The 26,065-nt window shown below is 43.6% G+C and carries 19 protein-coding genes; 14 read left to right on the top strand and 5 right to left on the bottom strand.

Annotation, left to right across the window (positions count from 1 at the left end):
* Window positions 1-347: 347 nt before the first annotated feature.
* On the top strand, window positions 348-2,852 hold the full coding sequence (locus ACTNEW_RS15180; protein ID WP_441062502.1) for a beta-mannosidase: 2,505 nt from the start codon (window positions 348-350) through the stop codon (window positions 2,850-2,852).
* A 106-nt stretch (window positions 2,853-2,958) separates the two neighbouring features.
* On the opposite strand, the gene typA is transcribed toward ACTNEW_RS15180, so the two are convergent.
* Window positions 2,959-4,791 (bottom strand): translational GTPase TypA, encoded by a 1,833-nt coding sequence (gene typA / locus ACTNEW_RS15175; protein WP_441062500.1) that lies wholly within the window; start codon window positions 4,789-4,791, stop codon window positions 2,959-2,961.
* Window positions 4,792-4,989: 198 nt separating this feature from the next.
* On the opposite strand from typA, the gene ACTNEW_RS15170 reads away from it, so the two are divergent.
* The 8 genes from ACTNEW_RS15170 to ACTNEW_RS15135 all read left to right on the top strand — a co-directional run bounded on the left by ACTNEW_RS15170 (window position 4,990) and on the right by ACTNEW_RS15135 (window position 11,671).
* Window positions 4,990-5,616: a single-stranded DNA-binding protein gene (locus ACTNEW_RS15170; protein ID WP_441062498.1), complete on the top strand. Its 627-nt coding sequence runs from the start codon at window positions 4,990-4,992 to the stop codon at window positions 5,614-5,616.
* A gap of 290 nt (window positions 5,617-5,906) precedes the next feature.
* Entirely contained in the window at window positions 5,907-6,434 is a 528-nt protein-coding gene (locus ACTNEW_RS15165; RefSeq protein WP_441062497.1) for a cob(I)yrinic acid a,c-diamide adenosyltransferase, read from the top strand.
* A 13-nt stretch (window positions 6,435-6,447) separates the two neighbouring features.
* Complete coding sequence (dapA, locus tag ACTNEW_RS15160; RefSeq protein ID WP_441062495.1) at window positions 6,448-7,341, top strand: 4-hydroxy-tetrahydrodipicolinate synthase; 894 nt, start codon at window positions 6,448-6,450, stop codon at window positions 7,339-7,341.
* A gap of 184 nt (window positions 7,342-7,525) precedes the next feature.
* Window positions 7,526-8,284 carry a 4-hydroxy-tetrahydrodipicolinate reductase gene (gene dapB, locus ACTNEW_RS15155; RefSeq protein WP_441062494.1) on the top strand — a complete coding sequence of 253 codons (759 nt, stop codon included), beginning with the start codon at window positions 7,526-7,528 and terminating at the stop codon, window positions 8,282-8,284.
* A gap of 186 nt (window positions 8,285-8,470) precedes the next feature.
* On the top strand, window positions 8,471-8,971 hold the full coding sequence (locus ACTNEW_RS15150) for a hypothetical protein (RefSeq protein ID WP_441062492.1): 501 nt from the start codon (window positions 8,471-8,473) through the stop codon (window positions 8,969-8,971).
* Window positions 8,972-9,059: 88 nt separating this feature from the next.
* The gene (hisA, locus tag ACTNEW_RS15145) at window positions 9,060-9,845 is read left to right on the top strand and encodes a phosphoribosylformimino-5-aminoimidazole carboxamide ribotide isomerase (RefSeq protein WP_441062490.1); all 786 of its coding nucleotides are present in this window, start codon (window positions 9,060-9,062) and stop codon (window positions 9,843-9,845) included.
* Window positions 9,846-10,080: 235 nt separating this feature from the next.
* Window positions 10,081-10,203, top strand: a complete 123-nt coding sequence (locus ACTNEW_RS15140; RefSeq protein ID WP_441062489.1) for a hypothetical protein — start codon at window positions 10,081-10,083, stop codon at window positions 10,201-10,203.
* Window positions 10,196-11,671 carry an HAD-IA family hydrolase gene (locus ACTNEW_RS15135; protein WP_441062487.1) on the top strand — a complete coding sequence of 492 codons (1,476 nt, stop codon included), beginning with the start codon at window positions 10,196-10,198 and terminating at the stop codon, window positions 11,669-11,671. The genes ACTNEW_RS15140 and ACTNEW_RS15135 overlap by 8 nt, the downstream gene beginning before the upstream one ends.
* Before the next feature lie 27 nt (window positions 11,672-11,698).
* On the opposite strand, the gene ACTNEW_RS15130 is transcribed toward ACTNEW_RS15135, so the two are convergent.
* On the bottom strand, window positions 11,699-12,805 hold the full coding sequence (locus tag ACTNEW_RS15130) for a GGDEF domain-containing protein (protein WP_441062486.1): 1,107 nt from the start codon (window positions 12,803-12,805) through the stop codon (window positions 11,699-11,701).
* Window positions 12,806-12,979: 174 nt separating this feature from the next.
* Entirely contained in the window at window positions 12,980-13,885 is a 906-nt protein-coding gene (locus tag ACTNEW_RS15125; RefSeq protein WP_441062484.1) for an AraC family transcriptional regulator, read from the bottom strand.
* A gap of 269 nt (window positions 13,886-14,154) precedes the next feature.
* Here ACTNEW_RS15125 and ACTNEW_RS15120 point away from each other — a divergent pair, with 269 nt between their 5' ends.
* The gene (locus tag ACTNEW_RS15120) at window positions 14,155-16,428 is read left to right on the top strand and encodes a glycogen/starch/alpha-glucan phosphorylase (protein WP_441062504.1); all 2,274 of its coding nucleotides are present in this window, start codon (window positions 14,155-14,157) and stop codon (window positions 16,426-16,428) included.
* 46 nt (window positions 16,429-16,474) lie between these two features.
* On the opposite strand, the gene ACTNEW_RS15115 is transcribed toward ACTNEW_RS15120, so the two are convergent.
* Entirely contained in the window at window positions 16,475-17,881 is a 1,407-nt protein-coding gene (locus ACTNEW_RS15115) for an MATE family efflux transporter (protein ID WP_441062482.1), read from the bottom strand.
* 209 nt (window positions 17,882-18,090) lie between these two features.
* Between ACTNEW_RS15115 and ACTNEW_RS15110 the strand changes: the two genes are divergently transcribed.
* The 3 genes from ACTNEW_RS15110 to secA all read left to right on the top strand — a co-directional run bounded on the left by ACTNEW_RS15110 (window position 18,091) and on the right by secA (window position 22,597).
* A complete protein-coding gene (locus tag ACTNEW_RS15110; RefSeq protein ID WP_441062481.1) occupies window positions 18,091-19,020 on the top strand; it encodes a dipeptidase in 930 nt (309 codons plus the stop codon).
* 218 nt (window positions 19,021-19,238) lie between these two features.
* The gene (hpf, locus tag ACTNEW_RS15105; RefSeq protein ID WP_441062480.1) at window positions 19,239-19,766 is read left to right on the top strand and encodes a ribosome hibernation-promoting factor, HPF/YfiA family; all 528 of its coding nucleotides are present in this window, start codon (window positions 19,239-19,241) and stop codon (window positions 19,764-19,766) included.
* 254 nt (window positions 19,767-20,020) lie between these two features.
* Complete coding sequence (secA, locus tag ACTNEW_RS15100) at window positions 20,021-22,597, top strand: preprotein translocase subunit SecA (protein WP_441062478.1); 2,577 nt, start codon at window positions 20,021-20,023, stop codon at window positions 22,595-22,597.
* A 135-nt stretch (window positions 22,598-22,732) separates the two neighbouring features.
* On the opposite strand, the gene ACTNEW_RS15095 is transcribed toward secA, so the two are convergent.
* Window positions 22,733-23,569 (bottom strand): helix-turn-helix domain-containing protein, encoded by an 837-nt coding sequence (locus tag ACTNEW_RS15095; protein WP_441062476.1) that lies wholly within the window; start codon window positions 23,567-23,569, stop codon window positions 22,733-22,735.
* Window positions 23,570-24,166: 597 nt separating this feature from the next.
* Between ACTNEW_RS15095 and ACTNEW_RS15090 the strand changes: the two genes are divergently transcribed.
* Complete coding sequence (locus ACTNEW_RS15090; protein ID WP_441062474.1) at window positions 24,167-25,456, top strand: O-acetylhomoserine aminocarboxypropyltransferase/cysteine synthase family protein; 1,290 nt, start codon at window positions 24,167-24,169, stop codon at window positions 25,454-25,456.
* The last annotated feature ends 609 nt before the right edge of the window (window positions 25,457-26,065 follow it).

Raw genomic sequence — 26,065 nt, 5'->3', positions numbered from 1 at the left:
AAGTTCCGGAGAAATCCATAGCACAAAAACGCAAAAAATCCCCACGGATTTCTGCAAAGCTAAGATCTACTGTAATTCATTAAAACTCGCTGTGATTACCTAAAGCCCCCTTTAATTCACTGCCCCCCTTCCATTCATTAAAGCCCAACTGTCATTATCTAAATTGCGGTTCCATTTGCCAAAGTCTATTTTGATTTAAATAGAAAACTTACGGATCTCACCTGTATTTTCAATATCACTCTTGATATTTACCACATTTGTATTATAGTTATTTTATAAGCAGTACATAACAGACACTTGTTATGAACGGTAACTAATAAACAAATGAACTAACGAGGACAAGGAACATGAAACAATTAACCCTAAACGGAATATGGAAAATGCACAGCCGGGAAGAGGAAAAAACATATGATGCTCTCATCCCCGGTTCCGTTCTTTCGGCGCTTCTGGATGCGGAAGCAATTCCGGATCCGTACGACAAAATGAACGAATATGCCACAAGAGACCTGTTCTGGAAAGACTACATCTTCGAGAGAACATTTCAGGTGGAGGAAACCATCTTAAAGGAAGAGCATGTGGATCTGGTATGCGAAGGCCTGGATACTCTTGCTGATATCTTTATTAACGACAAGAAAGTATTCTATGCCGATAATATGCACAGAACCTGGCGAATCCCGGTCAAAGAATATCTTCACTCCGGAGAAAATAATATCCGGATAGAATTTCTTTCCGTATTGAAATATATCGAAAATTATCAATATGAAGAAAACAAAGAAGTCCATTGTGTAGCGGCTGGTGCTGTGAAAGGAAATCACCTGATCCGGAAATCCCATTCCATGTTTGGATGGGACTGGGGCCCACAGCTGCCGGATGCCGGGATTTTCCGTGACATTTATCTGGAATACCGTACGGGAAGAAAGATTGAAGAAATTCAGTTCCATCAGGAACATCAGGAGCATATCGTAAATGTTGAAGTAACCCTTCATCTGACAGAGGAAACAGAAATACAGGAAAACCAGAAAGTAAAAATCGCTGTTATAGAGCGGGAGACCGGTAAAACCGCAGCACAGACAGAGAAAGTATTAGGAAGAGATTCCGAATGGAAACATACTTTCTGTATAGAAAATCCAAGGCTCTGGTGGCCGAACGGATACGGAGAACAGCCTCTTTATGATGTGGTAATAACGCTTGCAGACAGTGACGAAGCAGTGGTTCAGGAAGAAAAGAGAACCATTGGTCTCCGCACGCTGACCGTGAGCAGAGAGCATGACGAATGGGGGAGGGAATTTGCCTTCCAGGTAAATGGAGTCAAAATTTTTGCCATGGGCGCAGACTATATTCCGGAAGACTGTGTATATTCCAGAATTACCAGAGAACGTCAGGATTATCTGTTGGAAAGCTCGAAAAAAGCTCATTTTAACTGCATCAGAGTCTGGGGCGGCGGTTATTATCCATCGGATACATTCTTTGAACTGTGCGATGAAAAAGGTCTGATCGTTTGGCAGGATCTGATGTTTGCCTGCAATGTTTATGATGCCACAGATGCATTTATCGAAAGCTGCAAACAGGAAGTGGAAGACAATATAAAACGGATTCGTCATCATGCAAGTCTCGGTCTGCTGTGCGGAAATAATGAGATCGAATCCGGATGGGTTCAGTGGGCGCAGTTCCAGGAAGAATCTATGAATCTGAGAGCTGACTACATAAAATTATTTGAGTATGTGCTTCCGAAGGTTGTAAAGAAGCATGCATCGGATATCTTTTTCTGGCCGTCTTCTCCGTCAGCGGGAGGATGCTTTGCGGCACCGGACGATGAGAATAATGGGGATGCGCACTATTGGGATGTATGGCATGGACAGAAACCGTTTACGGATTACAGGAAATATTTCTTCCGTTTCTGTTCAGAATTTGGCTTCCAGTCTTTCCCGTGCCTGAAAACTGTGGAGACATTTACAGAGCCGGAAGACAGAAATATTTTTTCCAGAGTCATGGAAAGTCATCAGAAAAATGATGCCGCCAATGGTAAAATCCTTTATTACATGTCCGAAAATTTTCGGTATCCGACGAAATTTGAGGATCTTCTCTATGTGAGCCAGGTGCTTCAGGGAATGGCAATGCAGTACGGAGTGGAGCATTGGAGAAGACATCGCGGAAGATGTATGGGTACGCTTTACTGGCAGCTGAATGATAACTGGCCGGTGGCTTCCTGGGCATCTATGGATTATTTTGGCCGATGGAAAGCGCTGCAGTACATGGCATGCCGGTTCTACGCACCGGAGACATCCAGTATGATCTGCGAGGAAACTCAGGCACAGCTTTATGTGGAAAATGAAACTGCATCAGAATTGAAGTGGCATGGAGAAATCCTCCTGAAAAATATGGACTGTGAAGTGATTGATTCCGTTTTCGCAGATGGAAAAACAGGGGCATTCTGTTCTGAAAAAATACTGGAAGCAGATTTCGGACAGTATCAGACAGATCCTTACGGAACCTGGAAAGAAACCGTATTTGTGGAAGGAAAAGTTACTTTTGAAGACGGAACAGAAGCACATAATGTGGAAGTGATACTTCCTTATAAGCATGTGTCACTGAAAAAAGCGGTGATTACATCAGAAGTAACGGAAACAGAAGATGCTTTTGTAATCCGGCTGAACAGTGATGTTTTTGCACCGTTTGTGGAACTGGATTTTGAGGATGCAGATGTGATCTTCAGCGACAATTTCTTCCATTTGACAGGGGATTCCCATGAAGTGACAATGCTAAAAAAAGATATCTGGAAAGGACAGTTCACGGATGCGCAGGACGTAAAAAAACGGCTTCGTATTCGCAGTCTCGCTGATACATATTTATAAAGAATTCTGGGAAATATGGTATTTCATAAAAAGAGGATTCCTCCTGATTATGGAATCAGATCAACTGATTCGGGGAGGACTCCTCTTTTTGTATTCATTCCTTATTCTATTCTTTTCTGAAAGCCGCTCTCTTTCTGTCTCTTGCGTCCAGGATTCTCTTACGGATACGGAGACTCTTCGGGGTTACTTCCAGAAGTTCGTCTCTGTCGATAAACTCAATGGCCTGTTCAAGACTCAGTACTTTCGGCGGAGTAAGCTTCAGTGCTTCATCAGCGGAAGAAGAACGGGTATTGGTCAGATGTTTGGTCTTGCAGACATTCAGCTCGATATCTTCGGCTTTGCCGTTCTGACCGATGACCATACCGCTGTAAACTTTTGCGCCAGGTCCGATGAAAAGGGTTCCGCGCTCCTGTGCGGAGAAGAGACCGTAGGTAACTGCTTCACCTGCCTCAAATGCGATGAGGGAGCCCTGTTTGCGGTACTGGAAGTCTCCCTTATAAGGAGAATATCCATCAAAAATAGTATTCAGAATACCGGTTCCTTTTGTGGAAGTCAGGAATTCGCCGCGGAATCCGATCAGACCGCGGGAAGGAATGTGGAATTCCAGGCGGACAGAACCGTCACTTGCAGTACTCATACCCTGAAGCTCCCCTTTTCGTTCGCTCAGTTTCTGAATAACAGTACCGGAAAATTCTTCCGGAACATCCACATAGGCAATTTCCATTGGTTCCAGTTTTTTGCCGCGTTCGTCGAAATGATAAAGTACTTCCGGTTTGCTGACTGCGAATTCATAACCTTCACGGCGCATATTTTCAATCAGTACGGACAGATGCAGCTCTCCACGGCCGGAAACCTTGAAGCACTCGGTGCTGTCGGTGTCTTCCACACGAAGGCTGACATCTGTATTCAGCTCTCTGTAAAGACGGTCGCGCAGATGACGGGAGGTGATATATTTGCCTTCCTGGCCTGCAAGCGGGCTGTCATTTACGATAAAGTTCATGGCAATGGTAGGCTCGGAGATTTTCTGGAAAGGAATGGCTTCCGGATTATCACCACCACAGAGGGTATCGCCGATATGAATTTCTGAAATACCGGAAATGGCAACAATAGAGCCTACAGAGGCTTCTTTTACTTCTATTTTATTCAGACCGTCAAACTCATAAAGCTTGCTGATCTTTACTTTCTGACGTTTGTCGATATCATGGTGGTTCAGGAGCGTAAGTTCCTGATTGACGGAAATTTTACCGTTTTCTACCTTGCCGACACCGATACGTCCCACATACTCATTATAGTCGATGGTGCTGATCAGTACCTGAGTATCTGCCTCCGGGTCTCCTTCCGGAGCAGGGATATATTTCAAAATGGTTTCAAACAGCGGAGCCATATTTTCCGGGGTATCCTGCAGATCCAGAACAGCGTGTCCGGCTTTTGCGGAAGCATAAAGGAACGGGCAGTCGAGCTGTTCGTCAGAAGCTTCCAGATCCATCAGGAGTTCCAGAACTTCATCAATGACTTCATCCGGACGTGCTTCCGGACGGTCGATCTTGTTGATGCAGACAATGACATGCAGATCAAGTTCCAGTGCTTTTTTCAGCACAAATTTGGTCTGAGGCATGGCACCTTCAAAAGCATCTACCAGAAGGATAACGCCGTCTACCATTTTCAGTACACGCTCAACCTCGCCGCCGAAATCTGCGTGTCCGGGGGTGTCGATGATGTTGATTTTGACGCCTTTGTAATGAACAGCGGTATTTTTGGAAAGAATGGTGATACCTCTTTCTCGTTCAATATCATTGGAGTCCATGACACGTTCCTGTACTTCCTGGTTCTCACGGAAAACACCGCTCTGCTTCAGAAGCTGGTCTACAAGGGTGGTTTTGCCGTGGTCAACGTGGGCGATAATGGCTACGTTACGTACGTCTTCGCGTTTGATTTTCATAAAATCGAAATCCTTTCTACTTTTTTCTTCTATATTAATGGTTTTTCATGCAAATATTATCCGACAATCCAGTTTACCACATTTTTCGCAGATTACAAGGCATTGAAAAAAATTTTTTTATTTTCCAGTCATAAATACAGGCATGTACTCATAAACATAGTAAAGACAAAATACCCAAAGAGGAAGGAGAACTGTATTATGGCAGACAAAATCATTGAAAACAATCAGGTATCAATTATGGGGAAAATTGATACAGGCTTTGAGTTCAGCCACCAGGTTTTTGGAGAGGGCTTCTATACAACGGAGCTGCTGGTAAAAAGGCTGAGCGATTCTGAGGACAGGATTCCGGTAATGATATCGGAGCGCCTGGTGGATGTATCTCAGGACTATGTAGGGGAGTACATTGAGGTACACGGACAATTCCGGTCTTATAACCGGCATGAGGAAAAAAGAAACAGGCTGGTGCTTTCGGTATTTGCCAGAGAGCTGAAGTTTGTGGAGGAAGAGGATGAATCCATTCCTGTGAACCAGATTTTTCTGGACGGGTATATCTGCAAACCTCCTGTTTACCGCAAAACTCCTCTTGGAAGAGAGATTGCGGACCTCCTTCTTGCTGTGAACCGTCCGTATGGAAAGTCCGATTACATACCATGCATTTGCTGGGGAAGAAATGCCCGTTACGCATCTGCGTTTACAGTAGGCGGACATGTTCTTCTGTGGGGCAGAATTCAGAGCCGGGAATATATGAAGAAGGTTGGTGAGAGCGAAACAGAGAAACGAACCGCGTATGAGGTATCGGTAAGCAAACTGGAATATATTGAATAAGAATCAATGGAAATAACTGGAAATCATTATTTAAGAATCAATGAAGATAACTGGAAATAGTCATTTCTGCTTAAAGACGTTGACTATGAACAGGAACAGAAAATAGACGCTTTGTCAGGCCTGTTATTTTTGCACATAAGGATCTGTTTTTTACAGGAAATATGACAAAGTTATGACAAAAATTACGGGAAAAACATGCCGGGCTTGCATTTCCGGGAATTCTGAGGTAAGATAAACATATTCAAGAAAAATGAAGGAGTTCAATTTCATAAACGACAAGAGGAATTTGTATGGAAAAGGGATTAACAGAGGTATACTGTGGTACCGGAAGAGGGAAAACCACCCTTGCGATCGGTCAGAGTCTCAGAGCTGCGACGAAAGGACAGAGTGTGATCATCATTCAGTTCCTGAAGGGCAGAGAGCAGCAGGCAATGGATTTCCTGCAGAATTTGGAAGACCTGGATATCAAAATTTTCCGTTTTGAAAAACGCGAAACCTGTTATGAAGAACTGAGCGAACAGGAGAAGGCGGAGGAGAAGCAGAATATTCTGAATGGTCTGAACTTTGCCAGAAAAGTGATCGCAACAGAAGAGTGTGATGTTTTGGTGCTGGATGAGATACTCGGGCTGCTGGACAGCCGGATCGCCGATGAAGAGAAGATGGAAGAACTTCTGAAACTGCGTAAGGAGTCCATGCACATTATTATGACTGGCAGGGATCTGCCGGAGCATTTAAGAGAATATGTGGACAGTGTTACAACTCTCACAACGGATGACCTGAAGTATGGAAATTTGAACGAAACTTTTACTGAAGAATAAAGGAGGAAATAAAATGGCAATTTTTAAAGGTGCAGCTGTCGCAATCGTAACACCGATGCAAGAAGATGGAACGGTGAATTATAAAAAACTTGAAGAAATCATTGAGTTTCAGATTGCCAACAGCACTGATGCAATTGTAATCTGCGGAACAACAGGAGAATCTTCTACATTAACACACGGAGAACATCTCAAGACGATTAAGTTTGCAATTGATCAGGTTAACAAACGTGTGCCTGTCATTGCAGGAACCGGTTCCAACTGTACAGAAACTGCAATCATGATGTCCAAGGAGGCTGCATCTTATGGCGCAGACGCCCTGCTGCTTGTTACTCCTTATTACAATAAAGCTACACAGAAAGGTCTGATCGCACATTATACTGCAATTGCCAATTCAGTTCCGGAGACTCCGATCATTATGTACAATGTTCCGAGCCGTACAGGATGCAACATTCAGCCTGCCACAGCAGTCGCACTTGCGAAGAATGTGAAAAATATTGTGGGTATCAAGGCAGCCAGCGGAGACCTTTCCCAGATCGCCAAAATGATGTCCATGGCAGACGGATGTCTGGAACTTTACTCCGGCAATGATGATCAGGTACTTCCGATTCTTTCTCTCGGCGGACTTGGAGTTATTTCTGTATTATCCAATGTCGCTCCGAAGGAGACACATGATATGGTTATGAAATTCATGGAAGGCGATGTTGCCGGCGCAACAAAGATTCAGCTGGATGCGATTCCTCTGATCAATGCGCTGTTCTGTGAAGTAAATCCGATTCCGGTGAAAACAGCCATGAACCTTATGGGAATGGAAGTAGGACCGCTTCGTATGCCGCTGAGTGAAATGGAAGAGGCAAATGTGGAAGTTCTGAAGAAAGCTATGCAGGGATTTGGTCTGAAGCTCGCTTAACTGGTCTTTTATCGATACTTTGGGCAGCAGACGTGGAAGAGGTCTGTATACCATATTTCATATTTCATGAATAGAAGCTTTTGATTACAGGACATGTCTGTGTAAGCAGACATGTCCGTTTCACAGAAAAATATATTTCCGGACTGGGTATGTTACAGAATCAGACCGGGGACAGGAGATACCAATGGTTAGAATTATTATGCATGGCTGCAATGGTCACATGGGACAGGTGATTTCCGGACTTGTTGAACAGGATCCGGAAGCAGAGATTGTTGCCGGAATTGATATTGCAGATCAGGGAAAAAACAGTTATCCGGTATTTACCGATATGAAGGAATGCCAGGTGGAAGCAGATGCAATTATCGATTTTTCTTCCGCAAAGGCCGTAGATGCGCTGCTTGATTACAGTGCGCAGAGACAGATTCCTGTTGTGGTATGTACAACCGGTCTCAGCGAAGAACAGCTTGCCAAAATCGAGGAAACATCCAAAAAAGTAGCAGTTCTGAAATCTGCAAACATGTCTCTTGGCATCAATACTTTGATGAAACTGATTCAGGATGCTGCCAGAGTTCTGGCAACAGCCGGTTTTGACATGGAGATCGTAGAACGTCATCATAAGCTGAAACTGGATGCTCCAAGCGGTACAGCACTGGCACTTGCGGACAGTCTGAATGAAGCGATGGACAATCAGTATCATTATGTTTATGACCGCAGCCAGAGAAGAGAACAGAGAGACAGCAAAGAAATCGGCATTTCTGCAGTTCGCGGCGGTACGATCGTGGGCGAGCATGAAGTGATCTTTGCAGGTCCGGATGAGGTGATCGAGTTTAAGCACACCGCACATTCCAAGGCTGTTTTTGGAAAGGGAGCTATTGAGGCAGCGAAATTCCTTGCCGGAAAACCTGCAGGAAGATATGATATGAGCGATGTGATCAATGGATAATTTTCTGTATCGATTAAGATATGGGAATGATGAATTTCAATCAGATATGTGATCGGGCACAGTTATCGAAAGATGGCTGTGCCTTTTTCGCAACTAAATTTCTAATTTCTTCCAAGAATAGGATGTCTGCAAAATGCGCATATTAGCAGTACAAGCAATAAATCCAAGGAAAAGGAGATTGACAGAATGAAAAAAATAAAGACAATTCTGATGAGTACCTTTCTGGTGCTGGCTTTGTGCATGCTGACTGCCTGCGGAACCAATAATGGAAACAATGCGGCAGATGAATCCGGTAATGCAGCAAATAATAACAATAACGGTAATACAAATGGGAATGATAATGATGACGGTCTTAATGACACGAATGAAAACATGGGGAATGATACTGCCGATAATGGAACCGGCAATACAGCGAATAACAGCACAAATAATACAACAGGTACCAATAATGGGACAGCAGGCAATGCAGTCAATGACGGAACCGCAGTGGGTGATGGTGCCGTAATCGATAATAATGGAGTGACAGACAATAATACCACCGCAAATGACAATAATGCAGTTGAAAATACAAATGACGGCACGGTGTCCGGAGAACTAGGAAACAGTGTCCGGGATCTTGGAAACGGAGTAGGAAATGCGGTTGAGGATGTTGGTGACGCTGTAGGAAATGCGGCAAATGGAAGATAATCCGATGCAGTTGCGCAGAGATTGATTTGATGTTATTATCAATACATGGAAAACAGGAAAATCATACACAGATTATTTGGAGGTAAACATGAGATTTCGGCCATGTATTGATATACATAATGGAAAAGTGAAACAGATTGTAGGCGGCAGCTTGAAGGATGCAGGAGACCAGGCAACAGAGAATTTTGTGTCCGTACAGGATGCTTCTTTTTATGCAAAATTATACCGTGATGCAGGAATCCGCGGAGGTCATGTGATTCTGCTGAACAGCAGTGATTCTCCTTATTATCAGGCGACCAGAGAACAGGCTTTTCTGGCACTGGGAACTTATCCGGGAGGGCTGCAGCTTGGCGGAGGTGTCTGCCCGGAAAACGCCTGTGAGTATCTGGATGCAGGTGCCAGTCATGTGATTGTTACCTCCTATGTGTTTAAGAATGGGCAGATATCATGGGAAAACCTGGAAAAGATGGAACGGACTGTCGGGAAGGAACGTCTCGTTCTGGATCTCAGCTGCAGAAAAAAAGAGGACCGGTATTATATCGTTACGGACCGCTGGCAGAATTTTACAGAAGTCCCGGTGACACTGGAAACCATGCAGATGCTGGGAGATCATTGCGATGAATTTCTGGTTCATGCGGTAGATGTGGAGGGAAAAGCGCGAGGCATCGAGATAGAACTGGCTGAGATTCTGTCGAAATATCAGGATCGCCCGGTTACCTACGCCGGCGGAGTGGGAAGTATGGAGGATCTGGAAATCCTGCGCCGTGCCGGAGCAGGCCGGCTGGATGTGACGATCGGAAGCGCGCTGGATTTGTTTGGCGGGACGATTCCGTTTGAGACGGTGGTTCAAATAAAAGACCGCAGTTGGATATAATGATAGAACAGACGCTGATATGATTTTTTTAACATGTCATTATAGCTAAAATCCCATCGATCCAATCGCAAGCCCACCTTTTCGTATCAATTCTGTTTGTATCTGAGGAAAACAATGGACAGGAGAAAAAAGAACAAAATGAAAAGGAAAAAGAAGCGGCAGCTTCCTGAGATGAGAATTTCAGGGCTGCCGCTTTTGAACAAAATCATCAATCATAACAGGCGGAACGAAAAAAGTGAGCAGTATTTTTGAAGATGCGGTGGGAAAAGAAGTAATCTGGCACAATCTGGGAAGTAAGGAAACAAAAAATGTCAGAAACAAAAATGAATTTTTTTATAAGGAGAATCAGCATGATTAAGGCAATATTTATGGATTTCTATGGAACGGCTGCAATGGAAATCGGACCAATTGCGGTATCAGTCATCAAAGATGTATTTATGGAAGAAATAAAGAGATATTCTTTACATCCGGCAGGAATCGTAACCAGTGAAGAAGCAAAGTATTCGAAACCGAGAAAAGAAATCTTTTTGTATGCATTTAAAAAGGCTGGAGTTTCACCGGAAGAGGTGATTCATGTTGGGGATTCGCTGGAAGGTGATGTGAAATGTCCGTCATCTGTGGGAATCAGAAGTATCTGGCTTAACAGGGAAAGAAAACCAGTCCCTGCGGGAGTGGAAAGCATAGATATGACCCGTTCTCTGAAAAAGAACAACTATCTGGTTATGGAGACAGAGGCACAGGGATATCCCGGATGGACTCCGTATAAAGGTCAGTTAAGGCTGCAGGCATACAGTCATCTGGCAAGTGGTTCCAACAGTGTGATGTACTGGCACTGGCATTCTATCCATAATTCTTTTGAGACCTACTGGAAGGGGCTTTTGAGCCATGATTTTCAGGAAAATGCAGCCTATCGTGAGGCTTGTGTGATAGGCAGGGAATTTTCAGAAATGGGAAGTCATCTGGTAAACCTGAAAAAGAAGAATGATGCAGCTATTCTTGTAAGTAATGAGGCTCTGACTGCACTGAAATGGTTTGGGATTCAGGCTGCGGCGGCAGGAAATAATGGAATCGGATATAATGATGTGGTACGCTGGATTTACAATGCACTGTATCAGGTGAATATAGAGTGCGATTTCGTTTGGCCGGAGTCAGAGGATTTCAGTCAGTATAAGGTGATTTTTGTACCGGCTCTTTATGCGGCACCGGATACCCTTCTGGAAAAACTGAACAGGTATGTGGCTGAGGGAGGAACGTTGGTCGCTACTTTTAAAACTGCATTTGCCAACGAAAATGTGAAAGTGAGTCATGAGGTACAGCCTCATATTTTGAACGACTGTTTTGGCGTGAAATATCATCAGTTTACTTTCCCGAAGAATGTGGGATTATCCGGTAGGATCATTGGGGAAAATACCGACGCAGAAGCCCGGATTTTTATGGAACTTTTAATCCCTCAGGGAGCAGAGATGCTGGCATCGTACGAGCATTACAACTGGAAGGAGTATGCTGCAGTCACGAAAAATCATTATGGAAAAGGAACTGCTGTGTATATGGGCTGTATGACAGATGAGAACACTCTTAAGGCTGTGATTACGGACGTTCTTCAATGCGCACAGGTCGAGATCCCTGCATATGATTATCCGGTTATTGTAAGAAAAGGAATCAATGATTTCGGAAAGAATGTGAGATATTTCTTAAACTATTCAGCAGAAGAGCAGAAGGTACCATATAGGTATGGCAATGGCGTGGATCTGCTGTCAGGGAAGACCGTTGATCATGGAGAAATCATTGCAATTCCGGCATGGGATTTAAAGATTGTTGAGGAATAAAACCCGGAAAATAATTCCGGGTAATTTTCAAACATGTTCCAGTATTTTCAGCTGATTTTTACCGGCTCTTTTGGCCTGATAGAGCGCCTGATCCGCCAGCATAAGAAGACTGTCATATGCCATCTCATTCCCATGATAGAAGACAGCACCTGCACTTATAGTAAACGGCAATTTCTGCTCCTGATTTCCCAGCATTTTTTTCAGATTTTCCTGGATTGGCTGAAACAGACGTTCAAGATCCTCCTGAGATTTTACGCCTTTTAAAAAGGCAACAAACTCATCACCGCCAAACCGTCCGGTCAGTGCATTTTCCATGAACATTTCACAAAAGTAATTTGCAAATGCACGAATCACAGCATCGCCAAATAAATGGCCATAGTTATCGTTGATGAGTTTAAAATTGTCAATATCGATGATTACCAGACAGCCGGTCTCTTTGTTATTGAGAGCTTTTTCAATCTCCCGCTCGATAGCTCCCTTATTCATGATACCGGTCAATGGATCGATATCCCTCTGAGCTTCTATTTCTATTTTCTGCAGGATTTCATTCAACTTGCTTTTCATCATTGCAATGCTGAAGGAAACGCTTAAGTAGAAAAAACAGATACAATTCAGCAGATCTAATTCAAACAGTGCAGGTTCTTTTACCTGCCAGGAACAAAAAAGGAAAATCCCTGAAACTGCAATGAGATAGGTTGTCAGACGAAAGGGCCGATCCACAATCAACAGAGGCAGAGCAAACAGAAACACAAAAAAAGTGACTGCAGGGTAATAGTTCTGGTTATAGGTTCCTGCCCATATGGCAAATGCATACAGGATAGATAAAAACAGATACCAGATGATAATGATATGTTTTGAATATTTTTCCGGTTTGTATTTACTTAGCGCAGATATTAGTGTACAGACCGCAAAGAGCACTGCATAGATATATCTGCTTCTCATGCGCAGTTCAACCATCTGTTCTGTAGATGAACTGATGAATGAACTGAGCAGCATTCCCAGAAACAACCCTGCACAGATTGCTGCTGTAACAAACAGCATCTGACAGTTTTTCTTTTCTGTTGCATTTTTCACTTTTTCCGCAGTTGTTTTATCAAGTTCATGGGAAATCATGGTTTTCTTTATATTATTCATTATATATGCTTCATCTCTTTCTGAAAAATCTCACTAAATGAAATGTTTGTGCATGTAATCATGTCCATAGCTGCTGTACGGGACTTTTAAAATAATTTCTTCTACAGTATAACATATCGCAGCCAATGGCTGCAATCAAACTTTCAAAACACTGGTAAAGGGCACGATATTATTTTAATAATCTTGCTTCCGGAACTGTCCGGGTGTCATTTCAAATCGCTTTTTGAAGAGCCGGTTAAAATTGGAAAGATTGTCAAAACCGGACTGTTCTGCAATTTCCAGAATGGTTTTATTGGTATTCTGAATCTCCCGTGCTGCTTTTCCAAGCCGGTATTCAATGAGATAGGCAGAAAATCCGGAGCCGGTGGCCTCTTTGAACCATCGCATAAAATGGCTGGCGCTGTATCCGCATTCATCTGCCATCTCCTGAACGGTCAGTTTCTTGTCAAAATCCTGTTCAATTCTTGCCAGTACTGTTTTTAATTTCTGCAGATGTTTCTGATCGCTGTCTATGGCAGGAGAAGCTTCTGCTTCCGGTGCATTCTGCAGAAGAAGTGAAAACAACAACATCAGATTTCCTTTTACGCCCAGTTCATATCCATTGGTGCGCAGTGCAGAAAGCCGGTCGCAGGAATCCAGATATGAAGCAATCTGGCTATACAGCGGGTTTTCTGTGCTGATACGTACCGGGAGCAGAATTTTTCCATTCAGCACAGGCTGCAGATATTTCTGACTGCAGAGATCAACATTATCACTTCCGAGAAAATTCATATCAAAAATAATATTTTCATATTCCATTCGGGTTTTCAAAATCCCTCTCATTCCGTGAAGATGCCCTGGCATTACCAGATAAATATCTCCTGCCTGTGCATGAAAAATTTCAAAATCTACCTGAACGATCCCGTCTCCCTGTTTGATATAAATGATTTCTACACTGTCCTGCCAGTGCAGAGGAACAAAGGGAAAATCCACGGGAATGGTACAGGGATAGACATTAAATGCAAACATTGTATCAGAATGTCGCTTGGTCTCATGATAGGCAGAATATTGAATTTTCAAAGCTTTTTCGACATTTATCATAATTTAACACTCCTATTGATCATACATAATATGATAGGATTATACAATGATATGGTGGCATTATACAAGCATTGTCTGGTGAAGTGTGATAAAACTATGATGAGCGATGAGTTCGTACATCGTAAATGAAATAGCGGATACATCTGACTTAAACTGTGCTATCGGGAAAGCAGACCAGCAAAATATATGGTTATTTATCGTGGATTATATAGTCTAAGTTCTGATGTATCAGTTACCGACAGCTTCACATGAAAGGAGATTTTATCATGATGAAAACAAAAAATGAAATGGAAAAAGTTTTGACAGAAATGTGTGGAAGTAATCTGGAAACATGTTCTTATGAAAGTATATATACCGCTCTTCTGAAAATTGTAGAAAAAGAGAGCGAAAGGAAAACAGCACCGGTAAAGGGACGGAAGCTTTACTATATTTCCGCGGAATTCCTGATCGGGAAACTGCTGAGCAACAACCTGATCAATCTGGGACTTTATGACAGCGTCAAAGACTGTCTGGAAGACCATGGAAAATCTATGGCAGAACTGGAAGAGGTGGAGCCGGAACCAAGTCTTGGAAATGGCGGACTTGGACGTCTTGCCGCTTGTTTCCTGGATTCTCTTGCAACTCTGAACCTTCCGGGAGATGGCATTGGACTGAGATATCATTGCGGACTGTTTCATCAGAACTTTAAAAATCAGCTGCAGAGCGAGACACCGGATTTTTGGATGGGCGATCATGACTGGGCGCAGATGACGGAGAAAACCTATCCCGTTTCTCTGGCAGGAAAAGAATATCAGGCAAGACTTTATCAGATTGCAGTTACCGGATATGAAGGGCGCACCAACCATTTGAATCTGTTTGATCTGGATACCATTGACCCGTCCGTGATCGGCGAGGGCATTTCCTTTGACAAAACCGATATTGAGAAAAATCTGACTTTGTTTCTGTATCCGGATGACAGTGATGATGCAGGGAGACTTCTGCGAATTTACCAGCAGTATCTGATGGTCAGTGCCGGAGCGCAGCTGATTCTGGAGGAATGTGAAGAACGTGGAAGCAATCTGCATGATCTTGCGGATTATGCGGCGATTCAGATCAACGATACACATCCGTCCATGGTGATTCCGGAGCTGATCCGTCTTCTCTGTGAAAAAGGAATCGAATTCGAAGAAGCCGCAGAGATCGTGACAAAAGTATGTGCGTATACCAATCACACCATTCTTGCCGAGGCGCTGGAAAAATGGCCGAGAAGCTACCTGGAGCAGGTCGTTCCGCAGCTGATGCCTGTTATTGAAAAGCTGGATGAGATCGCCCGCACCAGAACCAGTGATGAATCAACCGCAATCATTGACAGAAACCAGATGATTCATATGGCACATATGGATATTCATTTTACACACAGCACCAATGGAGTTGCTGCACTGCATACGGAAATTCTGAAAAACAGTGAACTTCATAACTTTTACCAGATGTATCCGGAGAAATTCAACAACAAGACAAATGGTATTACTTTCCGCCGCTGGCTGCTGAAATGCAATCCGGAGCTGACAGAGCTGATCGAGAACCTGATTGGTTCCGGTTTCAAAAAAGATGCTGCAGAGCTGGAAAAACTCATGGAGTTTGCAGATGATGAAACAGTTCTGAAAAAGCTGGCAGCTATCAAACACGACAATAAAAAGGCTTTTGCTGACTGGCTGAAACATACACAGAATATTACGGTGAATCCGGACAGTATCTTTACCATCCAGTCCAAACGTCTTCATGAATACAAACGTCAGCAGCTGAATCTTCTGTATCTGATTCATCAGTATTTTGAAATCAAAGCCGGAAATACGCCGGAAGTACCGGTAACTGCCATTTTCGGTGCAAAAGCAGCGCCTGCCTACACCATTGCAAAGGATATCATTCATGCAATTCTGACTCTGTCAAAAGTCATTGAGAATGATCCGGAAGTATCCAGATGGCTGCAGGTGGTATTTATCGAAAACTATAATGTAACCGCAGCAGAAAAAATGATTCCTGCATGTGATCTTTCCGAGCAGATCAGTCTTGCATCCAAAGAAGCTTCCGGTACCGGCAACATGAAGTTTATGCTGAACGGTGCTCTTACACTGGGAACCATGGATGGCGCGAACGTAGAGATTGCAGACGCGGTAGGGGAGGGCAACATTTATATCTTCGGTCAGAGCAGTGCTCAGGTCATCCGCCGTTATCAGCATGGAGATTACTGTGCAAGAGAATGGTATGAAACTGATGCAAATATCCGACGGGCCATTCAGTTCCTGACAAGTGAAGAAATGCTGTCCTGCGGTCAGGAGGAAAATCTGCGCCGCCTGCAGAATGAACTGATTGGAAAAGACTGGTTCCAGACTCTTCCGGACTTTAACGCTTATGTAGTCCGCAAAGAGCAGGCCATTGCAGATTATGCTCATCATCCGATGGACTGGACACGCCGTACGCTGATCAACATCAGTCAGGCCGGCTTCTTCTCTTCCGACCGTACGATCGCGGAATATAATGAAGATATCTGGCATCTCGGGAAATAATCCGTCATAACAATACCCGTTCGGTTTGGGCGCAGAGTATCAAGAATTAACTCTTTTTTGCAAGCTGTCTGTGAAATTCTTCCAGTGCGTTCTTTCCTTCTGTCGTTACCGGTTTGATCCATTTGCCGCTGATCGTATAGCGCAGTTCAAAAATCAGGCGAATCAGTTCATCCGTATAAAGGAAAGCGAAAACAGCCAGGAATGGCAGTTTGAGAGCCATACCTGCGATCCAGGTGGCAGGTACGCTGATCAGAAACAGGCAGCTGATTTCCAGGACTGTTCCAAAAACAGGTTCGCCTCCGGCACGGTAACAACTGTTCATAATGTAGTTGCAGGTTCGCACGGTTCCTGCGGCCAGATAAATGGCAATCATGTATTTTCCATAAAATAAGGCTTCTTCTCCGAGTCCGAACAGTGACAGCAGCGGATGATTGAAAATCAGGCCGATGCCGACGATGATGAAGGTGATCACCGGACACAGGATGGAGAATGCTTTCATACTCTGGTAACCCTTCATATGATTTCCGGCTCCGATTTCTTTTCCTACCACCACGGAGCTGGCATCTGCCAGTCCGCCAAAGAAAGCAAATACAAATCCTTCCAGTACGCGGAAAGCCGCCATGGCGGCAATGGCAGATTCAGACTGACGGCCGATAACGATATTGATCAGCATTTGCCCGATGCCATAGAAAAATTCATTGCAGATGATTGGAAGGCATTTTTTCAGGTAAGTGCCGATGAACATATCTCCAAAGTCAAACATATCTTTCAGACGAAGCCGTACGGTCTCCTGATCCCTCAAAAGAAGAATCAACAGAAGAATAAAATTGACCAGACTGGAAGCCAGTGTTCCAACAGCAGCTCCCGACGCACCCATGGCAGGCAGTCCGAAGCGTCCGTAGATCAAGGTCCAGTTCAGACAGAAATTGACTGACAGACCTACCATAGAGCAGATCAGAGGCGGTTTTACACGCTCGGTGGAGCGAAGCAGGAAGTTCATGATCAGAACCAGAACGGTGATCGGATAAGAAAATCCTACGATTCGTATGTAAGGAATTCCAATCTGGATAATATTATTCTTATCGGTATAAATGCGCAGCAGCAGTGCCGGATTGGTGACAGCGACACCGCCGAACAATAAAGCAACGACCAGCATACACAGAAGAGAAATGCCAAAGGTCCGGTTGATTCCTTTGATATTTTTGGCACCCCAGTACTGTGCAAAGAAAAGCAAAGCTCCTCCGGCAAATCCAAAATAACTGGAGAAGAACAGAGAAGTAATCTGGGAACAGATTCCCACAGCGGCAACTGCCAGTTCCCCCTGACTTCCGATCATGATGGTGTCCACCATACTTGCTGTGGTAGACAGGAGATTTTGCAGTGCAATGGGCAGGGCAAGAGTGATCACTGCCCGGAAAAAAGATTTCCATTCAAATTTTGCTGTTTGTTTCATAATAAACTCCTGAAAGTATAAATTGGCATGCCCGAATAGCTGCCCAACCGTTCTGTTTCCAGTTTTTTGGCAAAGGGGCGTGTACCATTCATATTAAAGGAAATATGGCAAAATAACAATAGCATTTATGTAAAACTTGACAAAATCTTCCATGTTGTTATAATTTTTTATATTATAATTGTACAAATAATGATAATGGGGGAAGAACAATGAATTACTTTGACTGCCATGCGGATACACTGGTAAATATGCCGGAGAATCAGGGAACTCTGGGAGAGAATCAGTGCAATATCGATTTAAAAAGAGCCCGCGGATTTGCTGAAAAATATACTCAGATTTTTGCTATCTGGAATGATTTCAAAGTCATTGAAGAAGGAAAGGTGGACGAAAGCTTTCTCCGGCTTTATGACAGGGCTGTTTCTCTGATGAAAGCAGAAGAGGATCAGCTTGTCTGGTGCAGAACCGGTGAAGAAATGGAGCAGGCCCATCAGATGGGAAAAGCAGCGGCATTTTTGTCCATTGAAGATTTGTCTCTGATGGGAAGCTATGCGTCAGAAGTGCGCGAACTGGGCATCCGTTTTGCCATGCTGACCTGGAATTACGAAAATCAGTATGCCTGCGGATCAGCAGCGAATCAGAAAAAGGGACTCACAGATGAGGGAAGAGAAACCGTGCGTATGCTGATCAATCAGGGAATTGTGCTGGATATTTCCCATCTTTCGGATGCGGGAGCAGAAGAAATTTTTCAGATGACGGATGTTCCGGTGATCGCTTCGCATTCGAATGTAAGAGAAATCTGTAACTGTCCAAGAAATCTTAGAAAGGATCAGATTCAGGAACTAATCCGCAGAAAAGGTCTGATCGGTATGAACATGTTTGCACCATTTGTAGGAGAAAACCCGACCATTACAGATGTGCTGCGCCATATGGATTATATTCTGAATCTGGGCGGAGAGGATGCACTTGTTTTCGGTGGGGATCTGGATGGAAGCAGCAATCGGTTCCCGCAGGGATTTCATGGAATAGAATCGCTTCCCCTGATTCGGGAAGCGATGGAAAAAGCGGGATTCGGCAGCAGGCTGACAGATAAAATTTTCTTCGAAAATGCCAGAGCTTTTGTGCGGCAGAATGTACGCTGAGTTTCTGTGAACAAAATGATGCTGAAAAGCGATTTATCCAGAGGGATTTTCAAACTCGCTTTGGTTCATGAATTTTGTGTACGAGTTTGTTTTCTCATTACAGACAGGGAGTTTTATACAAAAAGTTCAGATAAAATTATGAATTTTTTGTAAAATGATGTTAAAATCCAGGAAGATGTGATATAATAAACCTATCAAACAGCAAAGGGGATGGAAGCATGAAATTTATTATTAGCGGAAAGAATCTTACAGTTTCTGAGGGCCTTAAGACAGCCGTTGAGGACAAGCTCGGGAAGCTGGAACGGTATTTCACTCCTGACACCGAAGTTGTAGTAACTTTAAGTGTGGAAAAAGAAAGACAGAAAATCGAAGTAACGATTCCGATGAAAGGCAATATCATCCGTTCGGAACAGGTAAGCAATGACATGTATGTGTCTATTGACCTTGTAGAAGAGGTGATCGAGCGTCAGCTTCGCAAATACAAAAATAAAATCGTAGACAGACAGCAGGCTGCAGGCAACTTCCAGAAGGAATATCTGGACAGAGAGTATGAAGAAGATGAAGAAGTAAAAATCATCCGTACCAAGAAATTTGACATCAAGCCGATGTATCCGGAAGATGCATGTGTACAGATGGAACTTCTCGGACATAATTTCTTCGTATTTGTAAATGCAGAAACAGACCAGGTGAATGTAGTCTACAAGCGTAAGGGAAATACTTACGGACTGATCGAGCCGGAAGTATAAACTGTTAAAACAGGAATAAGTAAGTAGTCAGTGCCCCCGGGAAGGAATAACAGTCCCGGGGGCCTGTTCGCATATACATATTTTATTCATCAAAAATTTATTGTGTTCCTTTCCGGAAAGTGATAGAATATAATTCGTATAACTATCTGGTTATGAGCGAACAGCGCGGACAGACTGGTACATCACTGTTTTGAAAACGCTGTACCAGCATCAATCCTATAAATACAAATCTATCAATCAACAGGAGTAAATCTATGAATGTTTTTTCAAAAGTATTCGGGACGCACAGCCAGCGCGAGGTGAAGCGCATTATGCCTCTGGTGGAGAAGACAGAAGCTCTGCGCCCGGAGATGCAGAAGTTAACAGATGAACAGCTTCGGGACAAGACAAGAGAGTACAAAAAACGCCTGTCAGAAGGTGCGACTCTGGATGACCTGCTTCCAGAAGCATTTGCAACAGTTCGTGAAGCAGCGAAGCGTGTACTTGGCATGGAGCATTACCGGGTACAGATCATCGGCGGAATCATCCTTCATCAGGGACGTATCGCAGAAATGAAAACCGGTGAAGGTAAAACCCTGGTATCTACACTCCCGGCTTATCTGAATGCCCTGGAAGGCAGAGGTGTACACATTGTCACAGTCAATGATTACCTGGCAAAACGAGATGCCGAGTGGATGGGCAAGGTTCATGAATTTCTTGGTTTGACAGTAGGTGTGGTTCTGAATGATATGAAGCCGGAAGAGCGCCGTGCGGCATATGGATGTGATATTACTTATGTTACCAACAACGAACTCGGTTTTGACTATCTTCGTGACAACATGGTAATTTATAAAGAACAGCTGGTGCAGAGAGATCTGCATTACTGTATCATCGATGAGGTGGACTCTGTTCTCATCGATGAGGCGCGTACCCCATTGATCATTTCCGGTCAGAGCGGCAAATCCACCAAGCTTTATGAAGTCTGCGATATTCTTGCGAAGCAGCTGGAACGCGGAGAAGCGAGTCATGAAATGACCAAGATGGCTGCCATCATGGGTGAGGAAGTCATTGAGACTGGTGATTTTGTTGTCAATGAGAAGGACAAGGTGGTAAACCTTACCGAGCAGGGTGTCCATAAGGTTGAGAAATTCTTTAATATTGAGAACCTGGCAGATCCGGAGAATCTGGAGATCCAGCACAACATCATTCTGGCTCTTCGTGCCCACAATCTGATGCACAAGGATCAGGATTACGTGGTAAAAGATGACGAGATTCTGATCGTCGATGAATTTACCGGACGTATCATGCCGGGCCGCCGTTATTCTGACGGACTTCATCAGGCAATTGAGGCGAAGGAGCATGTGAAGGTAAAACGCGAGAGCAAGACCCTTGCAACGATTACATTCCAGAACTTCTTCAACAAATATGACAAGAAGGGCGGTATGACCGGTACTGCGCTTACCGAAGAAAAAGAGTTCCGTGATATTTACGGCATGGACGTTGTAGAGATTCCTACTAACAAGCCGGTTCAGCGTAAAGACCTGGATGATGCCGTTTACATGACGAAGAAAGAGAAATTTAATGCGGTTGTCCGTGCGGTCAAAGAGGCGCATGACAAACAGCAGCCGGTTCTTGTCGGTACGATTACCATCGAGACTTCTGAGCTGTTAAGCAAAATGCTCCGCAGAGAAGGTATCCAGCATAACGTGCTGAACGCCAAGTTCCATGAGCTGGAGGCTGAGATCGTTGCACAGGCCGGACAGGCCGGAGCAGTTACCATTGCCACCAATATGGCCGGCCGTGGTACCGATATTAAACTGGATGAAGTGGCAAGAGAAGCTGGTGGTCTGAAGATCATCGGTACAGAGCGCCATGAGTCCAGACGTATTGACAATCAGCTTCGCGGACGTTCCGGACGTCAGGGAGATCCGGGTGAATCCCGTTTCTACATTTCTCTGGAAGATGATCTGATGCGTCTGTTTGGTTCCGAGCGTCTGATGAAGGTATTTACCTCTCTCGGTGTCGAGGAGAATGAGCAGATCGAACATAAAATGCTTTCCAGTGCAATTGAAAAAGCACAGGAAAAGATTGAGTTTAACAACTTTGGTATTCGTAAGAACCTGCTGGATTATGACCAGGTGAATAACGAGCAGCGTGAGATCATTTACAAAGAACGCCGCCAGGTTCTGGACGGAGAGAATATGCGTGATACCATTTACAAGATGATTACGGATATCGTGGACAGTACTGTAGATATGTGCTTCTCCGATGACGTGGATTCTGAAGAATGGGATGTGGACGAATTCAATTCCGTACTTCTTCCAATCATTCCGATCCAGCCTGTGACCGCTGAAAAAGTCAAAGGTAAACGCAGGAATGAGATGAAACATGAGATCAAGGAAGAAGCAGTGAAGCTTTACGAAGCCAAAGAGTCCGAATTCCCGGAAGCAGAGCAGCTTCGTGAGCTGGAGCGTGTGGTACTGCTGAAATGCATTGACAGCAAGTGGATGGATCACATTGATGACATGGAGATTCTTCGTCAGGGTATCGGACTTGCTGCATATGGCCAGCGTGATCCGGTTATTGAATATAAGATGAGCGCTTATGAGATGTTCAATAACATGACAAATTCCATTCAGGAAGACACTGTGCGGATGCTTTATCATGTACATGTAGAACAGAAGATTGAGCGTGAACAGGTTGCCAAGGTAACTGGAACCAATAAGGATGATTCCTCTGTAAGAAAACCGGTTCAGAGAAAAGAAATCAAAGTATACCCGAATGATCCGTGTCCATGCGGAAGCGGTAAGAAATATAAACAGTGCTGCGGACGTAAGGCTGCGAAAGTCTGAGATGGCCACCAGGGTATAAAATAGCTGTGAAAGTCTGAGACAGCAGCGAGAGCAATAAAAATAGAATCCTGTTTTGCAGGATTCTGTGAATAAAGAATGAAAAGTGGAATGATTCTGTTTTTTCGGCGTATCCCCTTAAGCTTTGCTTGGGGATACGCCGAATTGTTTTTTATAGGCGCGGACAAAGGTGGTATAATCCCGAAAACCGCTCTGCTGTGCGGCTTTCATAACAGGAGTTCCCTGCGTGATCAGGGAGCGTGCCATGAGAAGACGTTTACTGACGATGTAATTATGCATGGTATAGCCGGTTTCCTCTTTGAATTTCCGCATCATATGATATTTGCTGAGATAGTATTTCCGGGCAAGAGCATCAATGGACAGATCCTGATCAAGATTCCGGTTGATATAGCGGACCAGATTTTCCACCTGGGAATCGAAGGTATAGGATTTTCGGTCGATCGTATAATTTTCTTCCAGAAAAATCCGGTTCAGGTACACCATAAACTGGGAAAACAGAGCATGGTTTAACAGATCCGAGCAGAACGCTTCTTCGTGAAAAGAGCTCTCCAGTTCCAGAAGGATGTCTTTCAGCCGTTCCTGCATCTGTGAATGGAGACGAATAAGGTTAAAACTGCGGTCATGTGCACGCTGGAAGCAGGTGGTCAGGGCCTGATCATGAATATCTTCCCGGATCCACAGAATGAAGCGTTCATAAGGAACAGAGGTATCGATTTCCGGTTTGTGGATAGCGCCCCGGTTCACCAGAAGGATATCCCATGGCTTCAGGTGATAGGATTTTCCTTCAATATGATAGGTGACTTTTCCTGAGAGGAAAACGATCACCTTGTGAAAATCATGATAATGATAGTGATATTCACGTTCTGTACGGTCTTTGATATGAAAAAGCCGGTATTCTTCAAGAAGATACCCGGATTTTTCTGTTGGTTCTGATAAAGACAGGATAAGAGCCACCTCCCTTGATAATTCACACTGAAAGCAAATGAAAAAAAATTCCTGCTAAAACATTTCCGAAACTATTTTTGATACATGATTATTATATAGGTGAATCCATATCTTCGCAATGATATAAATAATACATCTGACCTGCCTGTTTTACGATGTATTGGTAACCATAAATCTAGAGCGTGTACCACAATACCAAAATAAAATTCATAAAACATATTGACAAAGTAGGAAATAAATGGTAATATTCCAACATACCTACTAAATAAATATGAATAAAGGGGAAGAGACAGGTAACTGGAGGATACTATGAATCGATTATTTGAAAAGTTGTTGAGAGAAAATTTCCGTAACGGACGAATGTGTTAGATGTTGATTAAAGGCGCGAAAATATCCCTCAGATTGGGGCGTGCAGATGGCGGAAGGAAATTTCAAATACGTTTTCGCAGCCGCAGAGTACGGAATACCCCATATAGAAGAAATAATTTCAGAATGAGAAAGACGAAATAAAAAAGATAAAATAGATAAAATAGAAAAGAAAGGATTCGTGACTTTCCGGTGAGGGATTCACTGGATTCCTCACCGGAATATCACAGGTATATAGATATGGCAAAGAAAAATTACAGATTTGAAACATTACAGCTTCATGTAGGACAGGAACAGCCGGACGTTGCGACAGATGCACGTGCCGTGCCGATTTATCAGACAACTTCTTATGTGTTTAAGGACTGCGCGCAGGCAGCAGCACGTTTTGGTCTTGCAGAGGGAGGAAATATTTACGGTCGTCTTACTAATTCGACGCAGGGCGTTTTTGAAGATCGTGTCGCAGCTCTGGAGGGCGGTGTGGCAGGTCTGGCAGTGGCATCCGGTGCCGCAGCGATTACTTATACAATTCAGGCACTGGCGAAGCAGGGTGACCATGTGGTTGCACAGAATACCATTTATGGAGGCAGCTACAATCTTCTGGATACCACACTTCGTGACTATGGAACCGATACTACATTTGTGGATGCTCATAATCTTGAGGAGATAAAATCCGCGATTCGTCCGAATACGAAATTTATTTATCTGGAAACTCTGGGAAATCCAAACTCTGATATTCCGGATATTGACGCAATTGCTGAAATCGCGCATGAGAATAAGATTCCGCTGGTTATTGATAATACCTTTGGAACTCCGTATCTCATTCGTCCGATCGAACATGGTGCAGATATCGTTGTTCACTCTGCAACAAAGTTTATCGGCGGACATGGAACTTCTCTGGGCGGTGTGATTGTGGACAGCGGTAAATTTGACTGGGAAGGTTCCGGTAAATTTCCGCATCTTACCGAGCCAAACCCGAGCTACCATGGCGTTTCCTTTACGAAAGCTGTGGGACCAGCTGCGTTTGTAACCTATATACGCGCAATTCTCCTTCGTGATACAGGTGCGACGATTTCTCCGTTTAACGCTTTTATCCTTCTCCAGGGGCTGGAAACGCTTTCCCTTCGTCTCGACCGTCATGTGGAGAATGCGCTTAAGGTTGTAGATTATCTGCAGAAACATCCACTGGTAGAAAAGGTAAATCATCCTTCTCTCAAGGATCATCCGCAGCATGCATTATATGAAAAATATTTTCCAAATGGTGCAGCATCTATTTTTACCTTTGAGATTAAAGGCGGAGCAGAGGAAGCGCAGAAATTCATCGACAGTCTGGAACTGTTCTCGCTTCTTGCAAATGTTGCTGATGTGAAATCACTGGTTATTCACCCGGCTACCACGACTCATGCACAGCTGAGCACAGAAGCACAGCTTGCAGCAGGTATCAAACCGAATACCATTCGTCTTTCCATCGGTACGGAACATATTGATGATATTATTGAAGATCTGGATCAGGCATTCGCAAAGCTTCAGTAAATTTGATATCCATATCAGACAGCGGCAGTACAGAAGACTGAAAAAATAACATATTGTTTTTATGGAATGAATCTTAGAGTGTGTTTGAAATTGCGATGCACATCTGTCGGAAAGCAATTTTCAAACACGTTCCACAACGCAGGTATACGAAAGGAAGAAATTCTGTATGCCTGCGTTGTTTTATTATATTACAGGAAAGTGCTTTGCATTTTTCTGTAATACAATAAAGTCCTCCGGGCAGGATCACACTTTGGCGGAGCGGGATTATATTATTAAAGCTAATCCACTGTAGCGGAGAATTCTACAGAGCAGGATACGTTCACATAAGCGGAGTTGTGTGTTTATAGAAATTAGTTAAAGCATTTTTTGCAATATATATGGCATTTTATTCTATATACATGGAAAAAAATAGAGGATATAATAATAACAGATGCTAGAGTGTGTTTGAAAATTCACTCTAGATAGTGTATTGCTGCATTTCAATTTTCTGTTCAGAACAGGAGCTTCTTGTATAATTCAAATATAAGGAATTCCGAGAAAGAAGGTTGAGAAAAAAATACCTCAGAGTAAAATAAGATTACTGACTTTGCACGGTTAGTAAAAAATCTT

It is taken from the genome of Blautia sp. HCP3S3_G3 (assembly GCF_052063365.1).
Taxonomy (GTDB): Bacteria; Bacillota; Clostridia; order Lachnospirales; family Lachnospiraceae; genus Blautia_A.
This window is presented reverse-complemented; position numbering and strand designations above follow the sequence as displayed.

Bases quoted from the DNA above. Each gene is read 5' to 3' on its own strand.
- ACTNEW_RS15165 (WP_441062497.1), top strand. From the start codon at position 5,907: ATGGAAAAGGGATTAACAGAGGTATACTGTGGTACCGGAAGAGGGAAA.
- ACTNEW_RS15110 (WP_441062481.1), top strand. From the start codon at position 18,091: ATGAATTACTTTGACTGCCATGCGGATACACTGGTAAATATGCCGGAG.
- typA (WP_441062500.1), bottom strand. From the start codon at position 4,791: ATGAAAATCAAACGCGAAGACGTACGTAACGTAGCCATTATCGCCCAC.
- ACTNEW_RS15150 (WP_441062492.1), top strand. From the start codon at position 8,471: ATGAAAAAAATAAAGACAATTCTGATGAGTACCTTTCTGGTGCTGGCT.
- secA (WP_441062478.1), top strand. From the start codon at position 20,021: ATGAATGTTTTTTCAAAAGTATTCGGGACGCACAGCCAGCGCGAGGTG.
- ACTNEW_RS15170 (WP_441062498.1), top strand. From the start codon at position 4,990: ATGGCAGACAAAATCATTGAAAACAATCAGGTATCAATTATGGGGAAA.
- ACTNEW_RS15120 (WP_441062504.1), top strand. From the start codon at position 14,155: ATGAAAACAAAAAATGAAATGGAAAAAGTTTTGACAGAAATGTGTGGA.
- ACTNEW_RS15135 (WP_441062487.1), top strand. From the start codon at position 10,196: ATGATTAAGGCAATATTTATGGATTTCTATGGAACGGCTGCAATGGAA.
- ACTNEW_RS15090 (WP_441062474.1), top strand. From the start codon at position 24,167: ATGGCAAAGAAAAATTACAGATTTGAAACATTACAGCTTCATGTAGGA.
- ACTNEW_RS15125 (WP_441062484.1), bottom strand. From the start codon at position 13,885: ATGATAAATGTCGAAAAAGCTTTGAAAATTCAATATTCTGCCTATCAT.
- ACTNEW_RS15130 (WP_441062486.1), bottom strand. From the start codon at position 12,805: ATGAATAATATAAAGAAAACCATGATTTCCCATGAACTTGATAAAACA.
- hpf (WP_441062480.1), top strand. From the start codon at position 19,239: ATGAAATTTATTATTAGCGGAAAGAATCTTACAGTTTCTGAGGGCCTT.
- hisA (WP_441062490.1), top strand. From the start codon at position 9,060: ATGAGATTTCGGCCATGTATTGATATACATAATGGAAAAGTGAAACAG.
- dapA (WP_441062495.1), top strand. From the start codon at position 6,448: ATGGCAATTTTTAAAGGTGCAGCTGTCGCAATCGTAACACCGATGCAA.
- dapB (WP_441062494.1), top strand. From the start codon at position 7,526: ATGGTTAGAATTATTATGCATGGCTGCAATGGTCACATGGGACAGGTG.
- ACTNEW_RS15180 (WP_441062502.1), top strand. From the start codon at position 348: ATGAAACAATTAACCCTAAACGGAATATGGAAAATGCACAGCCGGGAA.
- ACTNEW_RS15115 (WP_441062482.1), bottom strand. From the start codon at position 17,881: ATGAAACAAACAGCAAAATTTGAATGGAAATCTTTTTTCCGGGCAGTG.